Annotated in this window: 21 protein-coding genes; 1 reads left to right on the forward strand and 20 read right to left on the reverse strand. The window is 66.0% G+C overall.

All coding sequences use genetic code 11. The annotated features are described in order from the left end of the window. Positions 1–93 precede the first annotated feature (93 nt). The 12 genes from purF to BLS50_RS35475 all read right to left on the reverse strand — a co-directional run bounded on the left by purF (position 94) and on the right by BLS50_RS35475 (position 12,819). On the reverse strand, positions 94–1,626 hold the full coding sequence (gene purF, locus BLS50_RS20870) for an amidophosphoribosyltransferase (RefSeq protein WP_006479327.1): 1,533 nt from the start codon (positions 1,624–1,626) through the stop codon (positions 94–96). Between the two features lie 51 nt (positions 1,627–1,677). Next, a complete protein-coding gene (locus tag BLS50_RS20875) occupies positions 1,678–2,172 on the reverse strand; it encodes a CvpA family protein (RefSeq protein WP_006479328.1) in 495 nt (164 codons plus the stop codon). 7 nt (positions 2,173–2,179) lie between these two features. Continuing rightward, the gene (locus tag BLS50_RS20880; RefSeq protein ID WP_074803847.1) at positions 2,180–3,016 is read right to left on the reverse strand and encodes an SPOR domain-containing protein; all 837 of its coding nucleotides are present in this window, start codon (positions 3,014–3,016) and stop codon (positions 2,180–2,182) included. A gap of 29 nt (positions 3,017–3,045) precedes the next feature. Then, positions 3,046–4,356, reverse strand: a complete 1,311-nt coding sequence (folC, locus tag BLS50_RS20885; protein WP_006479330.1) for a bifunctional tetrahydrofolate synthase/dihydrofolate synthase — start codon at positions 4,354–4,356, stop codon at positions 3,046–3,048. Positions 4,357–4,456: 100 nt separating this feature from the next. After that, positions 4,457–5,329: an acetyl-CoA carboxylase, carboxyltransferase subunit beta gene (gene accD / locus BLS50_RS20890; protein ID WP_009691548.1), complete on the reverse strand. Its 873-nt coding sequence runs from the start codon at positions 5,327–5,329 to the stop codon at positions 4,457–4,459. Between the two features lie 64 nt (positions 5,330–5,393). Further along, complete coding sequence (gene trpA, locus BLS50_RS20895) at positions 5,394–6,209, reverse strand: tryptophan synthase subunit alpha (protein ID WP_027805677.1); 816 nt, start codon at positions 6,207–6,209, stop codon at positions 5,394–5,396. A gap of 88 nt (positions 6,210–6,297) precedes the next feature. Next, positions 6,298–7,149 (reverse strand): DNA-methyltransferase, encoded by an 852-nt coding sequence (locus BLS50_RS20900; protein ID WP_011548090.1) that lies wholly within the window; start codon positions 7,147–7,149, stop codon positions 6,298–6,300. A gap of 9 nt (positions 7,150–7,158) precedes the next feature. After that, complete coding sequence (trpB, locus tag BLS50_RS20905; protein ID WP_011548091.1) at positions 7,159–8,352, reverse strand: tryptophan synthase subunit beta; 1,194 nt, start codon at positions 8,350–8,352, stop codon at positions 7,159–7,161. 53 nt (positions 8,353–8,405) lie between these two features. Further along, positions 8,406–9,107, reverse strand: coding sequence for a phosphoribosylanthranilate isomerase (locus tag BLS50_RS20910; RefSeq protein WP_027810583.1), 702 nt, complete (start codon positions 9,105–9,107; stop codon positions 8,406–8,408). Next, positions 9,104–9,916, reverse strand: a complete 813-nt coding sequence (gene truA, locus BLS50_RS20915; RefSeq protein WP_074803849.1) for a tRNA pseudouridine(38-40) synthase TruA — start codon at positions 9,914–9,916, stop codon at positions 9,104–9,106. Before truA ends, BLS50_RS20910 begins: the two co-directional genes overlap by 4 nt. Further along, complete coding sequence (locus BLS50_RS20920; RefSeq protein WP_074803851.1) at positions 9,916–12,036, reverse strand: FimV/HubP family polar landmark protein; 2,121 nt, start codon at positions 12,034–12,036, stop codon at positions 9,916–9,918. Before BLS50_RS20920 ends, truA begins: the two co-directional genes overlap by 1 nt. A 570-nt stretch (positions 12,037–12,606) precedes the next feature. Further along, on the reverse strand, positions 12,607–12,819 hold the full coding sequence (locus BLS50_RS35475; RefSeq protein WP_124620451.1) for a hypothetical protein: 213 nt from the start codon (positions 12,817–12,819) through the stop codon (positions 12,607–12,609). 25 nt (positions 12,820–12,844) lie between these two features. On the opposite strand from BLS50_RS35475, the gene flgE reads away from it, so the two are divergent. Next, entirely contained in the window at positions 12,845–14,089 is a 1,245-nt protein-coding gene (gene flgE / locus BLS50_RS20925; protein WP_074803853.1) for a flagellar hook protein FlgE, read from the forward strand. 109 nt (positions 14,090–14,198) lie between these two features. On the opposite strand, the gene asd is transcribed toward flgE, so the two are convergent. The 8 genes from asd to BLS50_RS20965 form a co-directional block, all read right to left on the reverse strand. Beyond that, positions 14,199–15,320, reverse strand: a complete 1,122-nt coding sequence (gene asd, locus BLS50_RS20930) for an aspartate-semialdehyde dehydrogenase (protein ID WP_012338485.1) — start codon at positions 15,318–15,320, stop codon at positions 14,199–14,201. A gap of 84 nt (positions 15,321–15,404) precedes the next feature. After that, entirely contained in the window at positions 15,405–15,524 is a 120-nt protein-coding gene (locus BLS50_RS20935) for a hypothetical protein (RefSeq protein WP_006756675.1), read from the reverse strand. Between the two features lie 119 nt (positions 15,525–15,643). Beyond that, positions 15,644–16,711, reverse strand: a complete 1,068-nt coding sequence (gene leuB, locus BLS50_RS20940; RefSeq protein WP_011548096.1) for a 3-isopropylmalate dehydrogenase — start codon at positions 16,709–16,711, stop codon at positions 15,644–15,646. Between the two features lie 79 nt (positions 16,712–16,790). Then, complete coding sequence (gene leuD, locus BLS50_RS20945) at positions 16,791–17,441, reverse strand: 3-isopropylmalate dehydratase small subunit (protein ID WP_011548097.1); 651 nt, start codon at positions 17,439–17,441, stop codon at positions 16,791–16,793. A gap of 68 nt (positions 17,442–17,509) precedes the next feature. Next, on the reverse strand, positions 17,510–17,656 hold the full coding sequence (locus BLS50_RS20950; RefSeq protein ID WP_074803855.1) for an entericidin A/B family lipoprotein: 147 nt from the start codon (positions 17,654–17,656) through the stop codon (positions 17,510–17,512). Positions 17,657–17,659: 3 nt separating this feature from the next. Further along, positions 17,660–19,069, reverse strand: coding sequence for a 3-isopropylmalate dehydratase large subunit (leuC, locus tag BLS50_RS20955; RefSeq protein ID WP_053525645.1), 1,410 nt, complete (start codon positions 19,067–19,069; stop codon positions 17,660–17,662). A 355-nt stretch (positions 19,070–19,424) separates the two neighbouring features. Then, on the reverse strand, positions 19,425–20,354 hold the full coding sequence (locus BLS50_RS20960; RefSeq protein ID WP_074803858.1) for an alpha/beta fold hydrolase: 930 nt from the start codon (positions 20,352–20,354) through the stop codon (positions 19,425–19,427). A gap of 167 nt (positions 20,355–20,521) precedes the next feature. Then, positions 20,522–21,127, reverse strand: coding sequence for a TetR/AcrR family transcriptional regulator (locus BLS50_RS20965; protein WP_080486904.1), 606 nt, complete (start codon positions 21,125–21,127; stop codon positions 20,522–20,524). Positions 21,128–21,273 lie beyond the last annotated feature (146 nt).

Here is a 21,273-nt window from a genome sequence, read left to right on the forward strand (position 1 = left end):
GCTGTTTTGGGAAGTTGCCCCGCGTCCGCAAGCTGATATCAAATCGACGCAAGGCCACATCCTATCACGCCTCGATAAAAGCGTGCGCCGGCGTTACTCGACCGACAGTTGCAGGTTCATCTGCGAACGCTCGGTATCGCCGGCCGTGTCGCGATCGGCCTGCGACGCCGGTGCGAGACGCGCACGCTCGATCGCATCGAGGTACTCGGGCGTCACCGCGCCGGTGATGTAGTTGCCGTCGAAACACGACGCCTCGAAGTGCTCGAGCTTCGGGTTGATGTCGCGCACCGCGCGGCGCAGATCGTCGACGTCCTGATAGATCAGGTGGTCGGCGCCGATGATCTTCGCGACTTCTTCGTCGGTGCGGCCATGCGCGACCAGTTCGCCACGCGTCGGCATGTCGATGCCGTACACGTTCGGGAACTTCACGGGCGGCGCCGCCGACGCGAAGATCACCGACTTCGCGCCCGCATCGCGCGCCATCTGCACGATTTCATGCGAGGTCGTGCCGCGCACGATCGAATCGTCGACGATCAGCACGTGCTTGTCCTTGAACTCGATGCTCATCGCGTTGAGCTTCTGGCGCACCGACTTCTTGCGCACGGCCTGCCCCGGCATGATGAAGGTCCGGCCGACGTAGCGGTTCTTGAAGAAGCCTTCGCGATACTCGACGCCGAGCTTCGCGGCGACCTGCATCGCCGCCGGGCGCGACGAATCGGGAATCGGCATCACGACGTCGATCGGCACGTTCGGCAGTTCGCGCTTGATCTTCTCGGCGAGATAGTCGCCCATGCGCAGGCGCACGTTGTAGACCGGCACGCCGTCGAGGCACGAATCCGGACGGGCCAGATACACGTATTCAAACATGCACGGATTCAGCGTCGGGTTCTCCGCGCACTGCTGGCTGTGGAAGTTGCCGGCCTTGTCGATGAAGATCGCTTCGCCCGGCTCCAGGTCGCGCACGAATTCGAAACCGATGCCTTCGACCGCCACCGACTCCGACGCGACCATCCACTCGGTGCCGTGTTCGGTCTCGAGCTTGCCGATGCACAGCGGACGGATGCCGAACGGATCGCGGAACGCGAGCAGGCCGTAGCCGGCGATCAGCGACACGATCGCGTACGAACCCTGCAGGCGGCGATGCACGCCCGAGACCGCCTTGAACACCGACGCCGGATCGAGCTCGAGGCCCGTGGTCGACAGTTGCAGCTCGTGCGCGAACACGTTGAGCAGCACTTCGCTGTCGGAATTGGTGTTGATGTGCCGGCGGTCGATCCGGAACATCTCGTCCTTCAGTTGCTGCCAGTTCGTCAGGTTGCCGTTGTGCGCGAGGATGATCCCGAACGGCGCGTTCACGTAGAACGGCTGCGCCTCGGCCTCGCTCGACGCCGAGCCGGCCGTCGGGTAGCGCACCTGGCCGATGCCGTAGGTGCCGGGCAGGCTGCGCATGTTGCGCGTGCGGAACACGTCGCGCACCATGCCGTTCGCCTTGTACATGTGGAAATTGCTGCCGTCCGCCGTCGCAATGCCCGCCGCGTCCTGACCGCGATGCTGCAGCAGCAGCAGGCTGTCATAGATCAGCTGATTGACCGGGGATTGGGAGATAACGCCTACGATGCCGCACATGGCATGTCCTTCAGAATGACAAAATCGGTTCCGTCCTGCCCGGCCGCGTCGTCACACGCGTACGTACTGGGCCATGCCGTCGGGCAGGAGCTGCTTCAGCTCGTGCACGCCCTGTTCGGCAAAAGGACGCAAGAGCGCATTGCGCCAGAAATCCTGTTTGGGCAGTTCGGTCAGCCCCGCCGCCGCGACCAGCAGCACCACCAGCACGCAGCCGCGGACGAGCCCGAACATCATGCCCAGCGAGCGGTCGACGCCGCCCAGGCCACTCGCCTGCGCGATCCGCGACAGCAGCGCATTCGCCACGCCGGCGACCAGCACGACGCCGATCACGAGCAACGCGAAGGCGATCACCCACTGCGTCAGCGCGCCGCCCGGCCAGTTCGCCGGGATGTACGGTACGACCAGCCCGACGTAGCGGCTCGCGATCACGATCGCCGCGATCCAGCCGATCAGCCCGAAAATCTCGGACACGAAGCCGCGCCACGCGCCGCGCAGCGCCGACAACACGATCACCGCCAATACAGCGTAGTCGAAAGCCGTCAGCATCGTGGCATTACTGCGTCAGACCGGCTTCGCGCACCTTCGCGATCGCGGCGGAAGCCGCCGAACGATCCGCGAACGGGCCGGCCCGCAACAGTGTAGCCGTGCTGCCGTCTGCCTGCTTGCGATGCTCGACATATGCGGGCACACCCGCCGATTTCAACTTGGTCGCCCACGAACGGGCCGTCGCGTCGTCCTTGAACGAGCCGAGCTGCACCGCGAAGCGCGCACCGGCCGGCGACGCCGGCGACGATGCGTCGCCGCTGTCCGGGCTCGCGGCGCCGTCATTCGCGACCGTTGCGGGCGCAGGCTTCGGCGCGGCCGGTTTCGCGGCGGGCGCAGCCGGCTTCGGCGCGGGCTTCGGCGGCGTCACGCTCGCCGTGGTGGTCGTATCGGGTTTCGCGGCCGGCTTCGCGGCATCCTTAGGCGCCGGCGCCGGGGCGGCCGCAACGGCCGTATCGGAGGCCGGCGGTTCGTCGTGCGCGACACCCGCCTGCACGTCGGACACATCGTCGTCGCGCGGCGCGACCGCCTGGTGCGCGGGGCGGTTCGGGATGTCGATCGCGATGTCGTCCGTGACCGGCTTCGGGTGCGAATCGAGCACCATCGGCAGCACGATCACCGCGGCCACGACGAGCGCGATCGCGCCGACGAGGCGACGGCGCGCGCGTTGCTTTTCTGGAAGGGTCGGATCGAGGAGCAGTGCGTCCGATTCCGGACGCTCGGTGCGGCGCGAGCGGCGCTCGACGCGTTCAGTGCGCTCCGTGCGCACGTTCCGGGAGGTCCCGGTGCGACCGCCGCGCCGCGGGGGCGCGTCGTCGTCTTTCTTGCCGAACGAGAAAATTCCCATGAATGGCTGAGTCCGAAACTGCCCGTCAGTCAGTGTTGCTGCGATTTACGGTAGGCCAGCACGCCGGCAACCGTATGGAAACTGCCGAAAACCACGATTCTATCATTCTCGGATGCTCTTTTTAGCGCATCGCGAAACGCTTCCGCGGGCGACGCGTAACGCGTCACGCTCGAATCGGGCCCCTCCTCCACGCCGGCCTTGCGCAGCGCGGCTTCGAGCTGCTCCGCGGACGCCGCGCGCGGCAGCGGCAGGTCGGTCACGCACCAGTGGTCGATCTCGCCCTTCAGGTGCTGCAGCACGCCGTCGATGTCCTTGTCGTGCATCGCGCCGAACACCGCGTACGTGTACGGGAAGAAGCCCATGTTGCCGAGGTTCTGCTCGAGCACGGCAGACGCATGCGGGTTGTGCGCGACGTCGAGCACGATCGCCGGCTTGCCCGGCAGCACTTGGAAGCGCCCCGGCAGCTCGACGTTGGCCAGCCCGAGCCGGATGTCCTGCGCGGACACCGGCAGGACCGGGCGCAGCGCCTCGAGCGCGGCGAGCGCGGCCGACGCATTGATCAACTGGTTCGCGCCGCGCAGCGCCGGATACGCAAGCGCCGGATAGCGCTTCTCGCGGCCGAGATAGCTCCATTGCTGGCGCTCGGCGCCCGCCTGCGCCTCGTAGCGGAAATCGCGGCCAACCAGCCACAGGTCGGCGCCGATCGCTTCGGCGTGGTCGATCAGCGTCTGCGGCGCGGCCGGATCGCCGCAGATCGCCGGCTTGCCCGCGCGGAAGATCCCGGCCTTCTCGAACGCGATCTTCTCGCGCGTGTCGCCGAGGTATTCGGTGTGGTCGATGTCGATGCTCGTGACGATCGCGCAATCGGTATCGATGATGTTCACCGCGTCGAGCCGGCCGCCGAGGCCGACTTCCAGAATCACCGCATCCAGCCCGCGCGACGCGAACAGATGCAGGATCGCGAGCGTCGTGAACTCGAAATACGTGAGCGATACAGGTTCGGCCAGCGACGTGCGCGCGGCTTCGACGGCCTCGAAATGCGGCAGCAGCTCGTCGTCGGTCACGTTCTGCCCGTTCACGCGCGCGCGCTCGTTGAATTCGAGCAGGTGCGGCGACGTGTGGCAGCCGACCTTGTAGCCCGCGCGCACGAGGATCGTCTCGAGGAACGCGCAGGTCGAACCCTTGCCGTTCGTGCCGCCGACGGTGATCACCGGGCACGCGAATTCGAGCTGCAGCGCCGCCTTGACCTGCCCGATGCGGGTCAGGCCCATGTCGATGCCGACCGGGTGCGCGCGTTCGAGATGCGAAAGCCACGCGTCGAGAGTGGGAAAAGTGCTCATCGGATCAAATCTGGATCGGTACCGCCACTACGCCAAAAAAACGAAGCGCGCCGCCTGACGTTGAAACCAGGCGACGCGCAGCGTCACAACCTTGCGCCGGTCAAGCCAGCGCGTCGGCCGGCTGTCGCTGCAGCAGTGCGAGCAACTGCGCGATCTCGTCGCGCATCTTGCGACGGTCGACGATCATGTCGATCGCGCCCGTCTTCAGCAGAAATTCGGCGCGCTGGAAGCCTTCCGGCAGCTTCTCGCGGACCGTCTGCTCGATCACGCGCGGGCCGGCGAAGCCGATCAGCGCCTTCGGCTCCGCGATCACGACGTCGCCGAGGAACGCGAAGCTCGCCGACACGCCGCCCATCGTCGGGTCGGTCAGCACCGAGATGAACGGCAGCTTGGCTTCGGCCAGCTTGGTCAGCATCGCGGTGGTCTTGGCCATCTGCATCAGCGACAGCAGGCTTTCCTGCATCCGCGCGCCGCCCGATGCGGTGAAGCAGATGAACGGTACGTGCTGTTCCAGCGCGTTCTGTGCACCGCGCGCGAAGCGCTCGCCGACGACCGAACCCATCGAGCCGCCCATGAACGAGAACTCGAAACAGGCCGCGACGACGGGCAGCGTGTGGATCGCCCCGCCCATCACGACCATCGCGTCGGTCTCGCCGGTTTCGTCCATCGCTTCCTTCAGACGATCGGGGTACTTGCGGCTGTCCTTGAACTTCAGCGAGTCGACCGGCACGATTTCCTGGCCGATTTCATAGCGGCCTTCAGGATCGAGCAGCCCGTCGAGGCGCTCACGCGCGCCGATGCGCATGTGGTGATCGCACTTCGGGCACACGTGCAGGTTCGCGTCCACGTCGTTGCGATAGAGAACGGCCTCGCAGGACGGGCACTTGACCCACAGGCCTTCCGGAATGCCCTTGCGGCTTTTCGGGTCGGTCTGCTTGATCTTCGGCGGCAACAGTTTGTCGAGCCAGCTCATCGTATGGTTTCCTGTTCCGTGGCGGGGCGGGCCGACCGGCCCGTTCCCGCTTCCTGTGTTGTGTTTATCGCGCCGTCTTGCCCGCACCGTCCAGCGCAGCGCGCAGCTCGGCGATGAAAGTCTTCAACGCGGCGGCGGCGCCTTCCGGCGCGGCGCTCTCGAGCAGCTGCACGAGGCGGCTGCCGATCACGACGGCGTCCGACACTTCGGCCACCGCGCGCGCCGTTTCGGCGTCACGAATACCGAAGCCGACGCCCACCGGAACCGGCACGCGCGACTTGATGGCCGGGATTTTACCTGCAATGCTCGAAACATCCAGATTTCCCGCGCCGGTCACGCCCTTGAGCGACACGTAATACACGTAGCCGCTCGCGATCTTGCCGACGTCGGCGATGCGTTCGTCGGTCGACGTGGGCGCGAGCAGGAAGATCGGATCGATCTGCGCGGCACGCATTTTCTCGGCGAAGACGCCCGCCTCTTCCGGCGGATAGTCGACCACCAGCACGCCGTCGACGCCGGCCGCATGCGCTTCGGCCGCGAACGTGTCGACGCCCATCCGTTCGATCGGGTTCGCATAGCCCATCAGCACGACGGGGGTTTTGGGGTCGGTTTCGCGAAAACGCTTCACGTCGGCGAGCACGCTCTTCAACGTGACGCCGCGCGCGAGCGCGCGTTCCGACGAGCGCTGGATCACGGGACCGTCGGCCATCGGGTCCGAGAACGGCACGCCGAGTTCGATGACGTCGGCGCCGCCCGCGGCGAGCGCGTGCATGAATTCGACGGTTTTCGCGGGATCGGGATCGCCGGCCGTGATGAACGGGATCAGGCCCTTACGGCCTTGTTCGGCGAGCGCGGCGAAGGTCTGCTGAATACGATTCATGATAATTTTCCTATGTCGACCGGAGTTAGCGCTTTAGCGCTTACTCCGGTCCCATGCAAAGCAGCATGCGGCGATGCGGCGGCGCGATTCACGCGCACGCCGGCGCGGCGAGCGCGCTCACGCGCTCGTGCGCGATCGCACAATAGCTTTCGTTGATCTCGTAGCCGACGAAGTCGCGCCCCTGCCGTGCGCAGGCCACCGCGGTCGTGCCGCTGCCCATGAACGGATCGAGCACGCGGCCGCCCGGCGGGCAGCTTGCGAGCACCATCCGCTCGATGATTTCGAGCGGCTTCTGGGTCGGATGATCGACGCGCTCCGCGTGCTGCCGGTGCAGGCGCGAGACCGACCAGACGTCCTTCGGGTTGTAGCCCATCTCCAGCCACTTGCTGCCTTCGAACAGCTTGCGCGAGCGGGCCTTCTTCGTGTCGGCGTCGTACGGGATGCGGACCGGATCGAGATCGAAGTAATACGCCTTCGAAACCGCGAAAAAGCCGATGTTGTCGTGCACCGACGTGAAACGGCGCGTCGTGCCGCCCATGCTCGGCACGCGCCGGTCCCAGATGATCTCGTTGACCATCGTGAGCTGCGTCTTCAGGAAACTGAAGATTTCCGGCGCGTACTGCCATGTGCAGAAGATGTACATCGACCCGCTCGGCTTCAGCTTCGGAATCGCGAGCTCGAGCCACCCGCGCGTCCACGCGAGGAAATCGTCGCCCGAACGCTTGTCCGAATCGTTGCCGTAGTCCTTGCCGAGCCCGTACGGCGGATCGGCGACGATCAGGTCGATCGACGCATCCGGCAGGTACGCGGCGTGGGTCAGGAAATCGCGGTTGTGCAGCTCGATACCGGACGGCAGCGCGCGCGGCGCGGCAGCGGCGGGCTGAACCGCCTCCGCCTCGCTCGCGGCGCCGCCGCCCGGCTCTTCGATCAGGTCACGCATCGGTCGGGGTCAGAGCTCGATGCCCGATCGCTCGGCGACCGTGTGCATGTCCTTGTCGCCGCGACCCGACAGATTGACGAGCAGGAGCTTGTCCTTCGGCAACGTCGGTGCGAGCTTCACGCCGTACGCGATCGCGTGGCTCGACTCGAGCGCGGGAATGATCCCCTCGATCCGGCAGCAGTCGTGGAACGCCTTCAACGCTTCCGCGTCGGTGATCGGCACGTACTGCGCGCGGCCGCTGTCCTTCAGCCATGCGTGCTCGGGACCGACGCCCGGATAGTCGAGGCCCGCCGACACCGAATGCGTCTCGATGATCTGGCCGTTGTCGTCCTGCAGCAGGTACGTGCGGTTGCCGTGCAGCACGCCCGGGCTGCCCGCGATCAGCGAGGCAGCGTGATGGCCCGTGTCGAGGCCGTCGCCGGCCGCTTCGACGCCGATCAGCTGCACCGAGGTATCGTCGATGTACGGATAGAAGATGCCCATCGCGTTCGACCCGCCGCCGACGCACGCGATCACCGCATCCGGCTGGCGGCCGGCGAGCTCGGGCATCTGCACCTTGCACTCGTCGCCGATCACGCGCTGGAAGTCGCGCACCATCATCGGGTACGGGTGCGGGCCCGCGACCGTGCCGATGATGTAGAACGTGCTTTCGATGTTCGTGACCCAGTCGCGCATCGCCTCGTTCAGCGCGTCCTTCAGCGTGCGCGAACCCGATTCGACCGGCACGACCGTAGCTCCAAGCAGCTTCATCCGGTAGACGTTCGCGGCCTGCCGGCGCACGTCCTCCGAGCCCATGTAGACGACGCACTCCATCCCGAAGCGCGCGCAGATCGTCGCGGTCGCGACTCCGTGCTGGCCGGCGCCCGTCTCGGCGATCACGCGCTTCTTGCCCATGCGCTTCGCGAGCAGCGCCTGACCGATCACGTTGTTGATCTTGTGCGCGCCCGTGTGGTTCAGGTCTTCGCGCTTCAGGTAGATCTGCGCGCCGCCGAGCATCTCGCTCCAGCGCTGCGCGTGATAGATCGGCGACGGGCGGCCGACGAAATACTTCAGCTCGCGCTCGAATTCGGCGACGAAGTCGGGATCGTTCTGGAACTTTTCATACGCCGCGCGCAGTTCGTCCAGCGCGTGAATCAGCGTCTCGGCGACGAACACGCCGCCATACGGGCCGAAATGGCCGCGATCATCAGGAAGGTTGTACATGGTGTCTCTCTCGATCGGTCGGTGCGCCCGCTTTGGGGTCGCACCGGCTTGCATCACCCGGCGTCCGCTTCGCGCACCGCGCGTACGAACGCCGCCATCCGGGCGTGATCCTTCACGCCCTTCGCGCCCTCCACTTCGATGCCACTCGAGACATCGACAGCAAACGGACGCAGCTGGCGGATCGCATCACCGACGTTTTGCGCGTTCAAGCCACCACTCAAAACGGCCCGACGCGCGAGCTCTGCGGGAATAAGAGACCAATCGAAGACCTTGCCGCTACCGCCGTAATCCGGCACCAAAGTGTCGAACAGGAGGCCGCGCGCTTTCGAATAATGAAGAGCCGATTCTACCAAATCGGCACGCTGCGTCGAGGGGCCGACGCGCACCGCGCGCAACCACGGCAGCCGTGCCGCGCGGCCGAGCGCATCGCACTGCTCCGGCGTCTCGTCGCCGTGCAGCTGCAGCACCGTGAGTGGCACGTCACGCACGACGGCTTCGATCTCGGCTTCGGTCGCATTCACGAACAGCCCGACCACCGACACGAACGGCGGCGCGAGGCGCGCCAGCTCGGCCGCCTGCGCGATCGTCACCGCGCGCGGGCTCTTCGGGTAGAACACGAGGCCGATCGCATCGGCGCCGAGCGCGGCTGCATGCAGCACGTCCTCGGGACGCGACAGCCCGCACAGCTTGATGCGCGTGCGCGGCGCCAGGCCGGCCGCGGCGGAAGTCGAAGAAGACACGGCGTGCTCCGTCATGTTTGTGGGTCCAGATCCGCCCAGACGCTGCTCCACGGCACGCTGCCGAGCTGCGCGGGCGGGACGGCGAATTCCGCCGGATAGCCGACGTGGGCGAGGTACAACCCGTCGGCCATGAACGTGGGCGCCGCGAGATTGCGGTCACGCCCGGCCAGCACGTCGGCGAGCCAGTTGGCCGGATAGCGGCCGCGCCCGACCGCGACGAGGCAGCCCATCAGGTTGCGCACCATGTGATGCAGGAACGCGTTCGCGCGGAAGCGGAAATGGATGAAATGCCCCGCGCGCCGCACATCGATCTGATACAGGTGTTTGACCGGCGTCTTCGACTGGCATTCCGACGACCGGAACGACGAAAAGTCGTGCTCGCCGATCAAATGCGCGGCGGCGGCGCGCATTGCGTCGTCGTCGAGCGGCGTGTGGATCCAGCCGGCGCGTCCGGCCAACATCGGCGAACGCACCGGATGCACGTACAGCGCGTAGTAGTAGGTGCGCTCGAACGCCGAAAAACGCGCATGGAACGTGTCCGGCATCGGCTTCGCCCATTGCACCGACACGGTCGACGGCAGGAACGCATTGGTGCCGCGCACCCACGAGAACACTTCGCGTTCGAGATCCGTGTCGAAATGTACGACTTGCCCGAGCCCGTGCACACCGGTGTCGGTGCGCCCCGCCACCGTCGTGTGCAGCGGCACCCGCGCGAACTCGGCCAGCGCATGTTCGAGCCGGTCCTGCACGGTCTTGCCGTGCGGCTGCGCCTGCCAGCCGCAGAACGCCGCGCCGTCGTACTGGATGCCCAGCGCGATCCGCATCACGCCTCGTCCGCCAGTTTCGCGAGCAGCGCGCGTGCATCGTCGCGAGTCGCGGCATCGTTCGCGTCGACCACTTCCTGCAGCAGCGTCCGTGCGCCGGACAGGTCGCCCAGTTCGACGTATTCGGCTGCGAGGTCGAGCTTGTTGCGGGCGATGCGCGCGAGTTCGTGCGGGGTAAGCGCGGGCAGCGCGGCGCCCGGCGTGGACGGCAGGTCAAGATCGAAGTCGAGCTTCAGCGCGCCGAACTGCGCGCCGCCGAGCGGCGGCAGCGATGTCGTCGCGGGCGGGCTGCCAGCTTGGCCGGCGGGCGTCGCTGCGTCCGGGTCCCAATCGAACTCGTCGTCCTGGTCGGCGGGATGTTCCAGTGCCGATTCACGCGCGCCCGTTGGCGGGTGCTGGGCGGATTGACCGTTAGTTGCAATTTTGTCGCCGTCGGACTGCACTGCCCGCGCAGACGGTTCCTCTGCCGTCGACGATGGCTCGTCCGCCGTCCGCGGCGGCAACGGCATGTCGAGACTGTTGAGCGCGCTGATCGCGTTCTGCATCAGCGACGCGTGCTGCGCTTCGGTCGTCGCAGGTGCGGCGGATGCGGCGGTCGGGTCGGCTGGCTGGTCCGCTACGGTGGTTTTTTCCGCCGGTTCTACGTCGTGCGGAGCCTCGACCGGAGCCGGAGTCGCCTCGTTCGCAAGCGGCCCCGTAGCGTGAGCAGCCGGCAATTCGGGCGACCCGTCGTGCGGTGCCGCCACTTCGGGCACAGGCGATGTGTCCGCTGCGGGCGGCTCGATCGTCTCTGCCGCAGCGGCAGTCGCCGCGGCGAGGTTCAGGTCGGACGCCGCATCGCGTGCGACCGGCATCTCGGGCGTGATCGGCAGTTCTCGTTCGACAGACGACGCGGCTTCGGCTTCCGCAGCCACGGCACCGCCCCCTGCGGCCGCGGTCGCAACGGTACCCGCATCGTCAGCGCGGCGACCCTTGCGGCGATTGCGCCATGCGAAGCCGGCCGCAAGCACGATCACGGCAGCGCCGGCCACGGCGACCGGGCGCCAGTCCATCTGTTCGGTACGCCGTGCAGGCGTCGCGACAGGCGCGACCCGTTGTACCGAAGCCGATGCCGGTTGCGGCGCACTGGCTGCCGCACCCGACGCGGCTTCGTCCGCCGTCGATGCCGCGGCCGATGCACCCGCGTCATTCGTGGCCGGACGCGGCGCGGCGGGCGCCGGAGCAGGCGCGACGCCAGTCGTCGTCGCCGGCTTGCCGATGCCGTGCTTCTGCAACTCCATCAGCACGCGATTCTTCAATGCCAGCAATTGCTGCAGGCTCGACGGCCGCGGCTGCGACGCACTCACGGCGGGCGCCGCGCCGGCCGATTCATGCACGCCGGAAACCGGGCTACCCGGCACCGCCTGCCCCGCGGCCTCGCTCGCGGACGACGGCGCCGACTGGATCGCACCGCTCCACACGTGCGGGCCGCTTGCCCCGGCGGTGGACGCCGCCGGCTGCGTGCTTTCGACAGCCGATGCGCCATATGCGGCCGACGCGCCGATCGAAGCTGAAGCACCGCTCGACGCCAATGCCCCCGCCGCCGTCGCGACACTCGCCCCGCTCACCGGAGCCGCATGCACGGCCGGCGCCACCGGCGCGGGTTGCACGGCCGAGCCGGGATGCGGCGCGGATGCGCCATGCTGCGCGATCGCCGCTCCGCCCGATGCGGCGGCGGGCGTGGAAGCAGCCGCCGTACCGGAGGCAGCGGATGCGCCGACCGGCACGAGCGCCGCGCCGGTCGCGTCGAGCGCGGGCACGGTCAGCGTCGCGCCGACTTTCAGGCGGCTCGCGTCGCGTTTCATGAACGCCTGCGGATTGGCATCGAACAACGCACGGCCAGCGCGTGCGAGCACGGCCGGATCATGCGATTGCGTGGCCGCTTTCGCGATGTCGTTCAGCGACTGGCCCGGCTGGACCGTCACGGTAAGCGGAGCGGCGGCGCCGGCGGCGGACGCCGGCAATTCGCCGGTACCGACTGCCCACGCCGATGCGGCTGAGCCGAGCGCCAGGATCGCCAGCGTGCCACGCACGGCGCGCGACAGGCGGGACTGACGCGGAAACAAGAAAATTCGGGACATCGTTGGCTCTATCGCCGCGCGCGGGCGCGGCTCGGATTCGCGGTTGGAAGCGTCAATAAAGTGGCGGCAGAAATGCAAAAGCGTCGCGCGAAACGCGACGCTTTCGGCGGGTCTGTGCGTCGTAACCGCGTAGTTTACTTCACGCGATCGGGTTCCGGCCGAATTCGTCGCCGGCAGGTGCCACCGGGCGCGGGCGGGCGCTCATGTCGAGCGGGTGCGCGTGTCGTAGCGCATGCATCCGATCGATCAAAACGAACCTGCGTGCCGCAGTCGAAAGCCGTCTTCTGGCAGACTCGCGCCCCACTCGAATGACATGGCTTTCCGGCGCTCAGCGGGCATCCTCCGCAGGACCGGAGCGACAATCGCCAGCATTCTCTCAACAATCCGCCCCGCCCGCCGTTAATGAATTAGCCGCCAGAAATCAAAACAAATCCCGACCGGCGATTAATCCCGCCCGAATCAATTCCAATTCGTCGATAAGAAGGCAATTTCCCGCTCTTATCGGAGAAATGAAAATTCACACCGCCAAAGCCCCGCCCCGTAAGGCTTTCACCCCTTCCGCACGATCCATTACTCATACAAAAGCGATCGTTTTGGCATCAATTCAATTACATTACACAAAATTACACAGACCTGATAACCGCCGTCGATACGATCGCCTTCAAACAGGAATCGGCACATTTCGACCTCGCGCCCGCCCATGCCGGAAAGGCAGCAGCACGCGGTCGGGCTGATGCCGTGGAGTACCGGAGGGTCATCGCGCAGTCGCACGACTGCATTCACTCACGAGCTCGTTACGGGGACGAACATGGGCTATCAGCAGGGTTTGAGCGGGTTGGCCGGGGCGTCGAGCAATCTCGACGTGATCGGCAACAATATCGCGAACGCGAACACGGTCGGCTTCAAGCAGGGACGCGCGAACTTCGCCGACATGTACGCGAATTCGGTCGCGACGTCGGTCAACACGCAGATCGGCATCGGCACGCGGCTCGCGTCGGTGCAGCAGAATTTCGGCCAGGGGACGATCAATTCGACGAAGTCGTCGCTCGACGTCGCAATCAACGGCAACGGCTTCTTCCAGATGTCGAGCAACGGCGTGACCACGTACTCGCGCGACGGCACGTTCCACCGCGACAAGAACGGCGCGATCGTCGACGCGCAAGGCCGCAACCTGATGGGCTATGCGGCAGGCGCTGGCGGCGTGATCAACACCGCGCAGACCGTGCCGCTGCAGGCGCCGACCAGCAACATCGCACCGCGCGCGACGAGCAAGATCACCGGCCAGTTCAACCTGAACGCGCAAGACAAGGTGCCGGCCAAGACGCCGTTCAACGCGACCGACAGCACGACGTACAACTACAACTCGTCGATCCAGGTCTACGACACGCTCGGCGGCTCGCAACAGGTCACGATGTACTTCGCGAAGAGCGCGGCCGGCACGTGGCAGGCCTACGCGGGCGTGCAGGGCCAGACGCCGACGAATCTCGGCACCGTCACGTTCGATGCATCGGGCCGGCTCAGCTCGACGACGTCGGCTGCGACCGGCCAGCCGACGCCAAGCCTCGGCCAGTTCGCGTTCTCGATCCCGAACACGACGGGCGGCGCCAATCCGCAGAACCTGACGCTCGACCTCGGCGGCACGACGCAGTACGGCGGCAAGGACGGCGTGAACAATCTCGCGCAGGACGGCTTCGCGAGCGGCACGCTGACGACGTTCTCGATCGGCACCGACGGCAAGCTCACCGGCAACTATTCGAACGGCCAGAGCGCGGTGCTCGGCCTGATCGCGCTGGCGAACTTCAACAACCCGAACGGGCTCGTGAACATTGGCGGCAACCAGTATGCGGAAACGGCCGCGTCGGGCGTGCCGCAGATCTCAGCTCCTGGCAGCACGAACCACGGCACGCTGCAGGGTAGCGCGCTCGAAAACTCGAACGTCAACCTGACGACCGAGCTCGTGAACCTGATCACCGCGCAGCGCAATTACCAGGCGAATGCGCAGACGATCAAGACCCAGCAGGCCGTCGACCAGACGCTGCTGAACCTGCGCTGAACGACCGCACATGAAAAACGCGCCGCGCCGACCCTGAATCCCAAGGCCGACGCGGCGCGTCGTATCGTGCAGCGCGGCCCGCGGCCCGCGGGCCGGACCGCCAGCGTGCTTACTTGTCGAGCAGGATGCGCAGCATGCGGCGCAGCGGCTCGGCCGCGCCCCACAGCAGCTGGTCGCCGACCGTGAACGCCGACAGGTATTCGCCGCCCATCGCGAGCTTGCGCAGGCGGCCGACCGGCACGGACAGCGTACCGGTGATCTTCGCCGGCGACAGGTCGCGCATCGACGCTTCACGCTCGTTCGGCACGACCTTCACCCAGTCGTTCGCCGATGCGAGGATGCCGTTGATTTCGTCGAGCGGCACATCCTTCTTCAGCTTGATCGTCAGCGCCTGCGAGTGGCAGCGCATCGCGCCGATCCGCACGCACAGGCCGTCGACCGGGATCGAACCCGGCTCGCCCATCGCCGGCTTGCCGAGGATCTTGTTGGTTTCCGCGCCGCCCTTCCACTCTTCCTTCGACATCCCGTTGCCGAGATCCTTGTCGATCCACGGAATCAGCGAACCGGCGAGCGGCACGCCGAAGTGGCTCGTCGGCATCGCATCGCTGTTCATCGCGGCCAGCACGCGGCGGTCGATGTCGAGAATCGCGGACGCCGGATCGGCGAGCTGTTCCTGCACCGCGCCGTTCAGCGTGCCCATTTGCGACAGCAGCTCGCGCATGTTCTGCGCGCCCGCCCCCGATGCGGCCTGGTAGGTCATCGCCGTGATCCAGTCGACGAGGTTCTCGCGGAACAGGCCGCCGAGCGCCATCAGCATCAGGCTGACCGTGCAGTTGCCGCCGATGAAGTTCTTCGTGCCCTTGACGAGCGCGTCCTTGATCACGTCGAGGTTGACCGGATCGAGGATGATGACCGCGTCGTCCTGCATCCGCAGCGACGATGCCGCGTCGATCCAGTAGCCGTTCCAGCCGGCCGCGCGCAGCTTCGGGAACACGTCGTTCGTGTAGTCGCCGCCCTGGCACGTGATGATCACGTCGCACTTCTTCAGCTCGTCGACGTTGGTCGCGTCCTTGAGCGTAGTCTCGTTTTTCGCGAACGACGGCGCCTTGCCGCCCGTGTTGCTGGTGCTGAAGAACACCGGTTCGATCAGGTCGAAATCGCCCTCTTCCTGCATGCGCTGCATCAGGACGCTGCCGACCATGCCGCGCCAACCTACGAGACCTACGTTCATGACTAACCCTTTGCTTGAATGGAGCTTCCCCGCCATTTCCGTCCCCGCGTGACCGCGCGGGGAAACAGGCGGGCACGACGGCGATCAGCGTTTAATGATCGTTTTCGTGGTAATGGTTTTCGTGATGACGATGGCGCGCGCACCCGCACGGGCAGTGTTGCCGTGGAGTTTCAGGACCGGGGAGATCAGGGAAATCAGCGCCATCGTTCGAGTCTACACAAAGCCGCTGGCCCGCACAACGGCCAACGGTGCGCGAACCGGCCGATTTTTCCGGCCCGTTCGCGCCCTTTTCATCTTAATTACCGGACTGCACTTCCGTCCGCTTACAGCGCCGCGACCACCGCGTCGCCCATCGCCGCCGTGCCGACCTGCTTGCAGCCCGGCGTCGCGATGTCGCCCGTGCGATAACCCTGTTCGAGCACCGTTTTCACCGCGCGCTCGATGCGATCGGCCTGCTCCGCGCGATTCAGCGAGTAGCGCAACAGCATCGCGGCCGACAGGATCGTCGCGAGCGGGTTTGCGATGCCCTTGCCCGCGATGTCCGGCGCCGAACCGTGCGACGGCTCGTACAGCCCCTTGTTGTGCTTGTCGAGCGACGCCGACGGCAGCATGCCGATCGAACCCGTCAGCATCGACGCTTCATCCGACAGGATGTCGCCGAACATGTTGCCGGTCACGATCACGTCGAACTGCTTCGGCGCCTTCGCGAGCTGCATCGCCGCGTTGTCGACGTACATGTGCGACAGCTCGACGTCCGCGTATTCCTTCGACACGTCGATCATGATGTCGCGCCAGAACTGCGACGTTTCCAGCACGTTCGACTTGTCGACCGACAGCAGCTTCTTCGCGCGCTTTTGCGCGGCCTGGAACGCGACGTGCGCGATCCGGCGCACTTCCGGCTCCGAATAGCGCATCGTGTCGAAGCCTTCGCGCTCGCCGGCGAACGGGCCGTCCGGCGCCGCGCGCACGCCGCGCGGCTGGCCGAAGTAGATGTCGCCGTTCAGTTCGCGCACGATCAGGATGTCGAGGCCCGCGACGAGCTCCGGCTTCAACGGCGACGCATCGACGAGCTGCGGATAGCAGATCGCCGGGCGGAAGTTCGCGAACAGCTCGAGGTGCTTGCGCAGCCCGAGGATCGCCTGCTCGGGGCGCAGCGCGCGCTCCAGCGAGTCGTACTTCCAGTCGCCGACCGCGCCGAACAGGATCGCGTCGGCCTGCTTCGCGAGCGCCAGCGTCGCGTCGGGCAGCGGATGGCCGCTCGCCTCGTAGCCCGCGCCGCCGACCGGCGCCTGTTCGAGTTCGAACTTCTCGTCGAGTGCGTTCAGCACCTTCACCGCTTCATTGACGATTTCCGGACCGATGCCGTCGCCGGGCAGCACTGCAATCTTCATGCGAAATTCCTGACTGGGTAGATTGTTATGGAGGCAGGCCGGCGAGCGCACGCACGGCGCGCCCGCCCGCCACGCGCGATCAGCCGACCAGCTTGGTGTTGAGCCACGGCTGCTTCACGAGCCGCTCCGCTTCGAACTGGCGGATCTTGTCCGCGTGGCGCAGCGTGAGGCCGATGTCGTCGAAGCCGTTCAGCAGGCAGTACTTGCGGAACGCGGCGATCTCGAACGGATACTCGCGGCCGTCGCCCGCGCGCACGACCTGCGCGTCGAGGTCGATCGTCAGTTGAAAGCCGTTGAACGCGACCGTCTCGTTGAACAGGTGATCGACCTGCTGCTCGGTCAGCACGATCGGCAGCAGACCGTTCTTGTAGCAGTTGTTGAAGAAGATGTCGGCGAAGCTCGGCGCGATGATCGCGCGGAAGCCGTACTGCTGCAGCGCCCACGGCGCGTGCTCGCGCGAGCTGCCGCAGCCGAAGTTCTTGCGCGCCAGCAGCACCGATGCGCCCTGGTAGCGCGGCTGGTTCAGCACAAAGTCCGGGTTCAGCGGACGCTTCGAGTTGTCCTGGCCCGGCTCGCCGTGATCGAGATAGCGCCACTCGTCGAATGCGTTGGGACCAAAGCCCGTGCGCTTGATCGACTTCAGGAACTGCTTCGGGATGATCGCGTCGGTGTCGACGTTCTCGCGATCGAGCGGCGCCACGACGCCGGTATGTACAGTGAATTTTTCCATGATCCGTCTATCCGGTTGAAGGGCCGGCATTCAGCCGGCGCACATCGACAAATTCTCGGCGGGAAACGTCACTCCGCGGCGCGCTTCAGTGCGCTGCCGGCGGCATTGACGTCTTCCCCGAAGCCTCGGACGGTATTGCAGCCCGCGAGGCCGAAGCCCAGCCCCGCCAGCGCCAGCGCGGCAATCAGCCGCGCGATGACCTTCGATGCCGTCACGTGTTACCCCAGCTGGCGAATGTCGACGAAGTGACCTTCGATCGCCGCGGCCGCCGCCATCGCGGGGCTCACGAGGTGCGTGCGACCGCCCGCGCCCTGCCGGCCTTCGAAGTTGCGGTTCGACGTCGACGCGCAGCGCTCGCCCGGCTCGAGCCGGTCGGCGTTCATCGCGAGGCACATCGAGCAGCCCGGCTCGCGCCATTCGAAGCCTGCATCGGTGAACACCTTGTCGAGCCCTTCGCGCTCGGCCTGCGCCTTCACGAGGCCCGAGCCTGGCACGACCATCGCGAGCCGCACGTTCGACGCGACGCGACGGTTCAGCTTCTTCACGACGTACGCGGCCGCGCGGATGTCCTCGATCCGTGCGTTCGTGCACGAGCCGATGAAGATCTTGTCGACCTTGATCGACTCGATCGGCGTGTTCGGCTCGAGCGCCATGTATGCCAGCGCGCGCTCCATCGCGTCGCGCTTGACCGGATCCTTCTCGCGCTCGGGATCGGGCACGCGACCGTCGATCGACGTGACCATTTCCGGCGACGTGCCCCACGTGACCTGCGGAACGATCTCGGCCGCGTTCAGCTCGACCACGCGGTCGAACTGCGCGCCGTCGTCCGACTTGAACTGCCGCCAGTATTCGACGGCCTGATCCCATTCCGCGCCGGTCGGCACGAACGGACGGCCCTTCAGGTAGTCGATCGTCGTGTCGTCCACCGCGACCATGCCTGCGCGCGCGCCGGCCTCGATCGCCATGTTGCAGACGGTCATGCGGCCTTCCATCGTCAGCGCGCGAATGGTCGAGCCGCCGAATTCGATCGCGTAGCCCGTACCGCCCGCGGTGCCGATCTTGCCGATGATCGCGAGCACGATGTCCTTCGCGGTACAGCCGCGCGGCAGTGCGCCCTCGACCTTCACGAGCATGTTCTTGCTCTTCTTCTGCAGCAGGGTCTGCGTCGCGAGCACGTGCTCGACTTCCGACGTGCCGATGCCGTGCGCGAGCGCGCCGAACGCGCCGTGCGTCGACGTATGCGAATCGCCGCACACGATCGTCATGCCCGGCAGCGTCGCGCCCTGCTCCGGCCCGATGATGTGGACGATGCCCTGGCGCACGTCGTTCATCTTGAATTGGGTGATGCCGAATGCGTCGCAGTTCGCGTCGAGCGTGTCGACCTGCAGCTTCGAGACGGGATCGGCGATGCCGTGGCTGCGGTCCGTCGTCGGCACGTTGTGGTCCGACACGGCCAGGTTCGCGCTGATGCGCCACACCGGACGCTGCGCGATCTTCAGCCCTTCGAATGCCTGCGGGCTCGTGACTTCATGCAGCAGCTGACGGTCGATGTAGAGCAGGGTCGTGCCGTCTTCCTCGGTGTGGACCACGTGGGTGTTCCACAGTTTGTCGTAGAGAGTCTGTGCCATGGGTATGCGGGGTCGTTGTGACTACAAGCCTTGCGGATGTGGTCGATTATGCCACGCAAAATCGACCCATGGAGTACCACGATAACGAAAAAAGTGAATAAAAACAGTGAGTTGGGTGGTACACGCGATACCCGGATAAGCATTACCCGGCAAGCGCGGCGGCCGGACGCGGACGAGTCGCGCCGTCGGGATACGCACTTGGCGCAGGTTGTCGCGAGCCATGCGCAACCCGGCCAAACGCGCCCACGCGTGCGACGCATGCGTGCCGTGCGCCGCACCCATGCGGCTTGCGCGGCGCGATTTCTCGACCGTCGCAGGCCGCCCCAGGGCATTGCAATCGACTTGCGGCGGCGTGCTACCGGAAGAAATCGCGCAACTCGCGCGCCAGCGCCTGCGGTTGTTCCTCGGGAATGAAATGCCCGCTATACGCGATCGTCGCAGCCGTCACCTCCTCCGCGACATGTTCGAGCGGCCCCGCCATGTCGGGTATGGACCCCTGATCCGCACTGACGGCGAGCACGGGCATCTTCAGCTTCCCCTGCGCCTGCAGCTTGCGGTTCTGAGCGGACGACTCCGACACGGCCCGGTAGAAGGCCAGCCCCGCTCGCAACCCGCCGTCCCGGGTGAACACCCGGAGATACTCGTCGACATCCGCGTCGGAGAACGACTCGGGATTGGCCGCCTTGCGACGCAAGAACCAATCGAGATACTCGCGCTCCTTGCCGGCAATCAGCGTCTCCGGCAGGTCGGCGACAGTATGAAATGCGAAGTGCCACGTGCGCCATGCGTTGCCGGGCTCGATCGGCAGTGCGGCGGGCAGCGTGATGCCGGGTATCCCCGCGTCGAGCAACGCCAATCGCTTCACTGAATCGGGATACATCGCGGCAAACGGATAGGCGACCCACGCCCCGACGTCGTGAGCGGCCAGGTAAAAGCGCGCGATATTTTGCCGCTCCAGCAGGCGCGCAAGCGTTGCCGCGACGGTCTGCGTGTCGTAACCGACGAGTGGACGGTCCGAGTCGCCTTGTCCGGGAAGATCCGGCGCCACGATCCTGAATTCGTCCGCGAGAAGCGGCATGACTCTCCGCCACGCGTACCAGCTTTCCGGAAACCCGGCGAGCAGGACGATGGTCTCGCCGTCGGCGCGGCCTCCTTCGACAAAATGAAGGCGCACCCCGTCTACCGTATCGAACCGATGACGAAAGCCGGTGAGCCGCGGGTCTTCCCGAAAATAGGGCGCGGCCTCGAGGTGCGACGCATCCGCAGTTGATTGATGCTGGTACATAAGTTCGTCCTCTCTACAGAATCGACTGTCCTGGATGATGCCCCCCGGATAGCGGGAGCCATTTTGTTCGGAAATACTCATTTCCTAATTCGGCGAAACCGGATATGTGCATGCGCCGTTTCGCACGTTACCTCACATCGAGTCACCTGTCGGGCAACGCAGAAACCTTAGTCGAGCAGCCGCATTGCCTCGTCAACCAGCATCGACATGTCGCTCCGGCTCTGGCCGAGCTTCCCCACCACTCGAAGCCCCTGCACCATGGCAAACAGACAGCTCGACGTGGCTTGCGCGTTCAGCGCGGCATCGACGGATCCATCGGCCTGCCCTTGCTTGATCAAATCGCGAAGGAGACGCTCGATCCTCTGCATCGATTTGTGGACGATGCCGGCGATCTCGCTATCCAGCGTACTCAGAACAATGGCGCCGGCGACGACCAGACAGCCCTTTCGACCCTCGTCTCCATGCGAGACGTCCGCGTAAAAGCGCAGGAGCGCTCGCACCTTGTCCCGTCCGTTTTTTTCATCGGCAAGGATCACGTTGAGCTCGCTTACGCGCCGATCGATGTACCGGTTCAACGCGGCAACGAATATGGCGTTCTTGTCGGCAAAGGCCTTGTAAAGACTGCCGGCGGTGAGCCCCGTCTCCCGGGACAGGTCGCCGATAGAAGTCGCATGATAGCCACGCTCGCGAAAGACGCGGACGAAGCCGTCCAGCGCGTCATCCATATCGAATTCTCGCGGCCTGCCAACGTTCGCTGCAATTTTTGTAGCCATGCGGCATCATAGGAAATAATCATTCCCGAATCAAGCCATGCGAACCGTCAGCAGGCATACGATGCGTGGCCCCGACACGACGCCGGTCGCCATTCACCGGAGACCAGCCGAATGGCTACGACGAACGCCGCCCATGACACGCGGCG

Source organism: Burkholderia orbicola, assembly GCF_900100915.1.
Classification (GTDB): Bacteria; Pseudomonadota; Gammaproteobacteria; order Burkholderiales; family Burkholderiaceae; genus Burkholderia; species Burkholderia orbicola.

Coding starts and splice junctions, on each gene's coding strand:
- purF (WP_006479327.1), bottom strand. CDS start 1,626: ATGTGCGGCATCGTAGGCGTTATCTCCCAATCCCCGGTCAATCAGCTG.
- BLS50_RS20875 (WP_006479328.1), bottom strand. CDS start 2,172: ATGCTGACGGCTTTCGACTACGCTGTATTGGCGGTGATCGTGTTGTCG.
- BLS50_RS20880 (WP_074803847.1), bottom strand. CDS start 3,016: ATGGGAATTTTCTCGTTCGGCAAGAAAGACGACGACGCGCCCCCGCGG.
- folC (WP_006479330.1), bottom strand. CDS start 4,356: ATGAGCACTTTTCCCACTCTCGACGCGTGGCTTTCGCATCTCGAACGC.
- accD (WP_009691548.1), bottom strand. CDS start 5,329: ATGAGCTGGCTCGACAAACTGTTGCCGCCGAAGATCAAGCAGACCGAC.
- trpA (WP_027805677.1), bottom strand. CDS start 6,209: ATGAATCGTATTCAGCAGACCTTCGCCGCGCTCGCCGAACAAGGCCGT.
- BLS50_RS20900 (WP_011548090.1), bottom strand. CDS start 7,149: ATGCGTGACCTGATCGAAGAGCCGGGCGGCGGCGCCGCGAGCGAGGCG.
- trpB (WP_011548091.1), bottom strand. CDS start 8,352: ATGTACAACCTTCCTGATGATCGCGGCCATTTCGGCCCGTATGGCGGC.
- BLS50_RS20910 (WP_027810583.1), bottom strand. CDS start 9,107: ATGACGGAGCACGCCGTGTCTTCTTCGACTTCCGCCGCGGCCGGCCTG.
- truA (WP_074803849.1), bottom strand. CDS start 9,916: ATGCGGATCGCGCTGGGCATCCAGTACGACGGCGCGGCGTTCTGCGGC.
- BLS50_RS20920 (WP_074803851.1), bottom strand. CDS start 12,036: ATGTCCCGAATTTTCTTGTTTCCGCGTCAGTCCCGCCTGTCGCGCGCC.
- flgE (WP_074803853.1), top strand. CDS start 12,845: ATGGGCTATCAGCAGGGTTTGAGCGGGTTGGCCGGGGCGTCGAGCAAT.
- asd (WP_012338485.1), bottom strand. CDS start 15,320: ATGAACGTAGGTCTCGTAGGTTGGCGCGGCATGGTCGGCAGCGTCCTG.
- BLS50_RS20935 (WP_006756675.1), bottom strand. CDS start 15,524: ATGGCGCTGATTTCCCTGATCTCCCCGGTCCTGAAACTCCACGGCAAC.
- leuB (WP_011548096.1), bottom strand. CDS start 16,711: ATGAAGATTGCAGTGCTGCCCGGCGACGGCATCGGTCCGGAAATCGTC.
- leuD (WP_011548097.1), bottom strand. CDS start 17,441: ATGGAAAAATTCACTGTACATACCGGCGTCGTGGCGCCGCTCGATCGC.
- leuC (WP_053525645.1), bottom strand. CDS start 19,069: ATGGCACAGACTCTCTACGACAAACTGTGGAACACCCACGTGGTCCAC.
- BLS50_RS20960 (WP_074803858.1), bottom strand. CDS start 20,354: ATGTACCAGCATCAATCAACTGCGGATGCGTCGCACCTCGAGGCCGCG.
- BLS50_RS20965 (WP_080486904.1), bottom strand. CDS start 21,127: ATGGCTACAAAAATTGCAGCGAACGTTGGCAGGCCGCGAGAATTCGAT.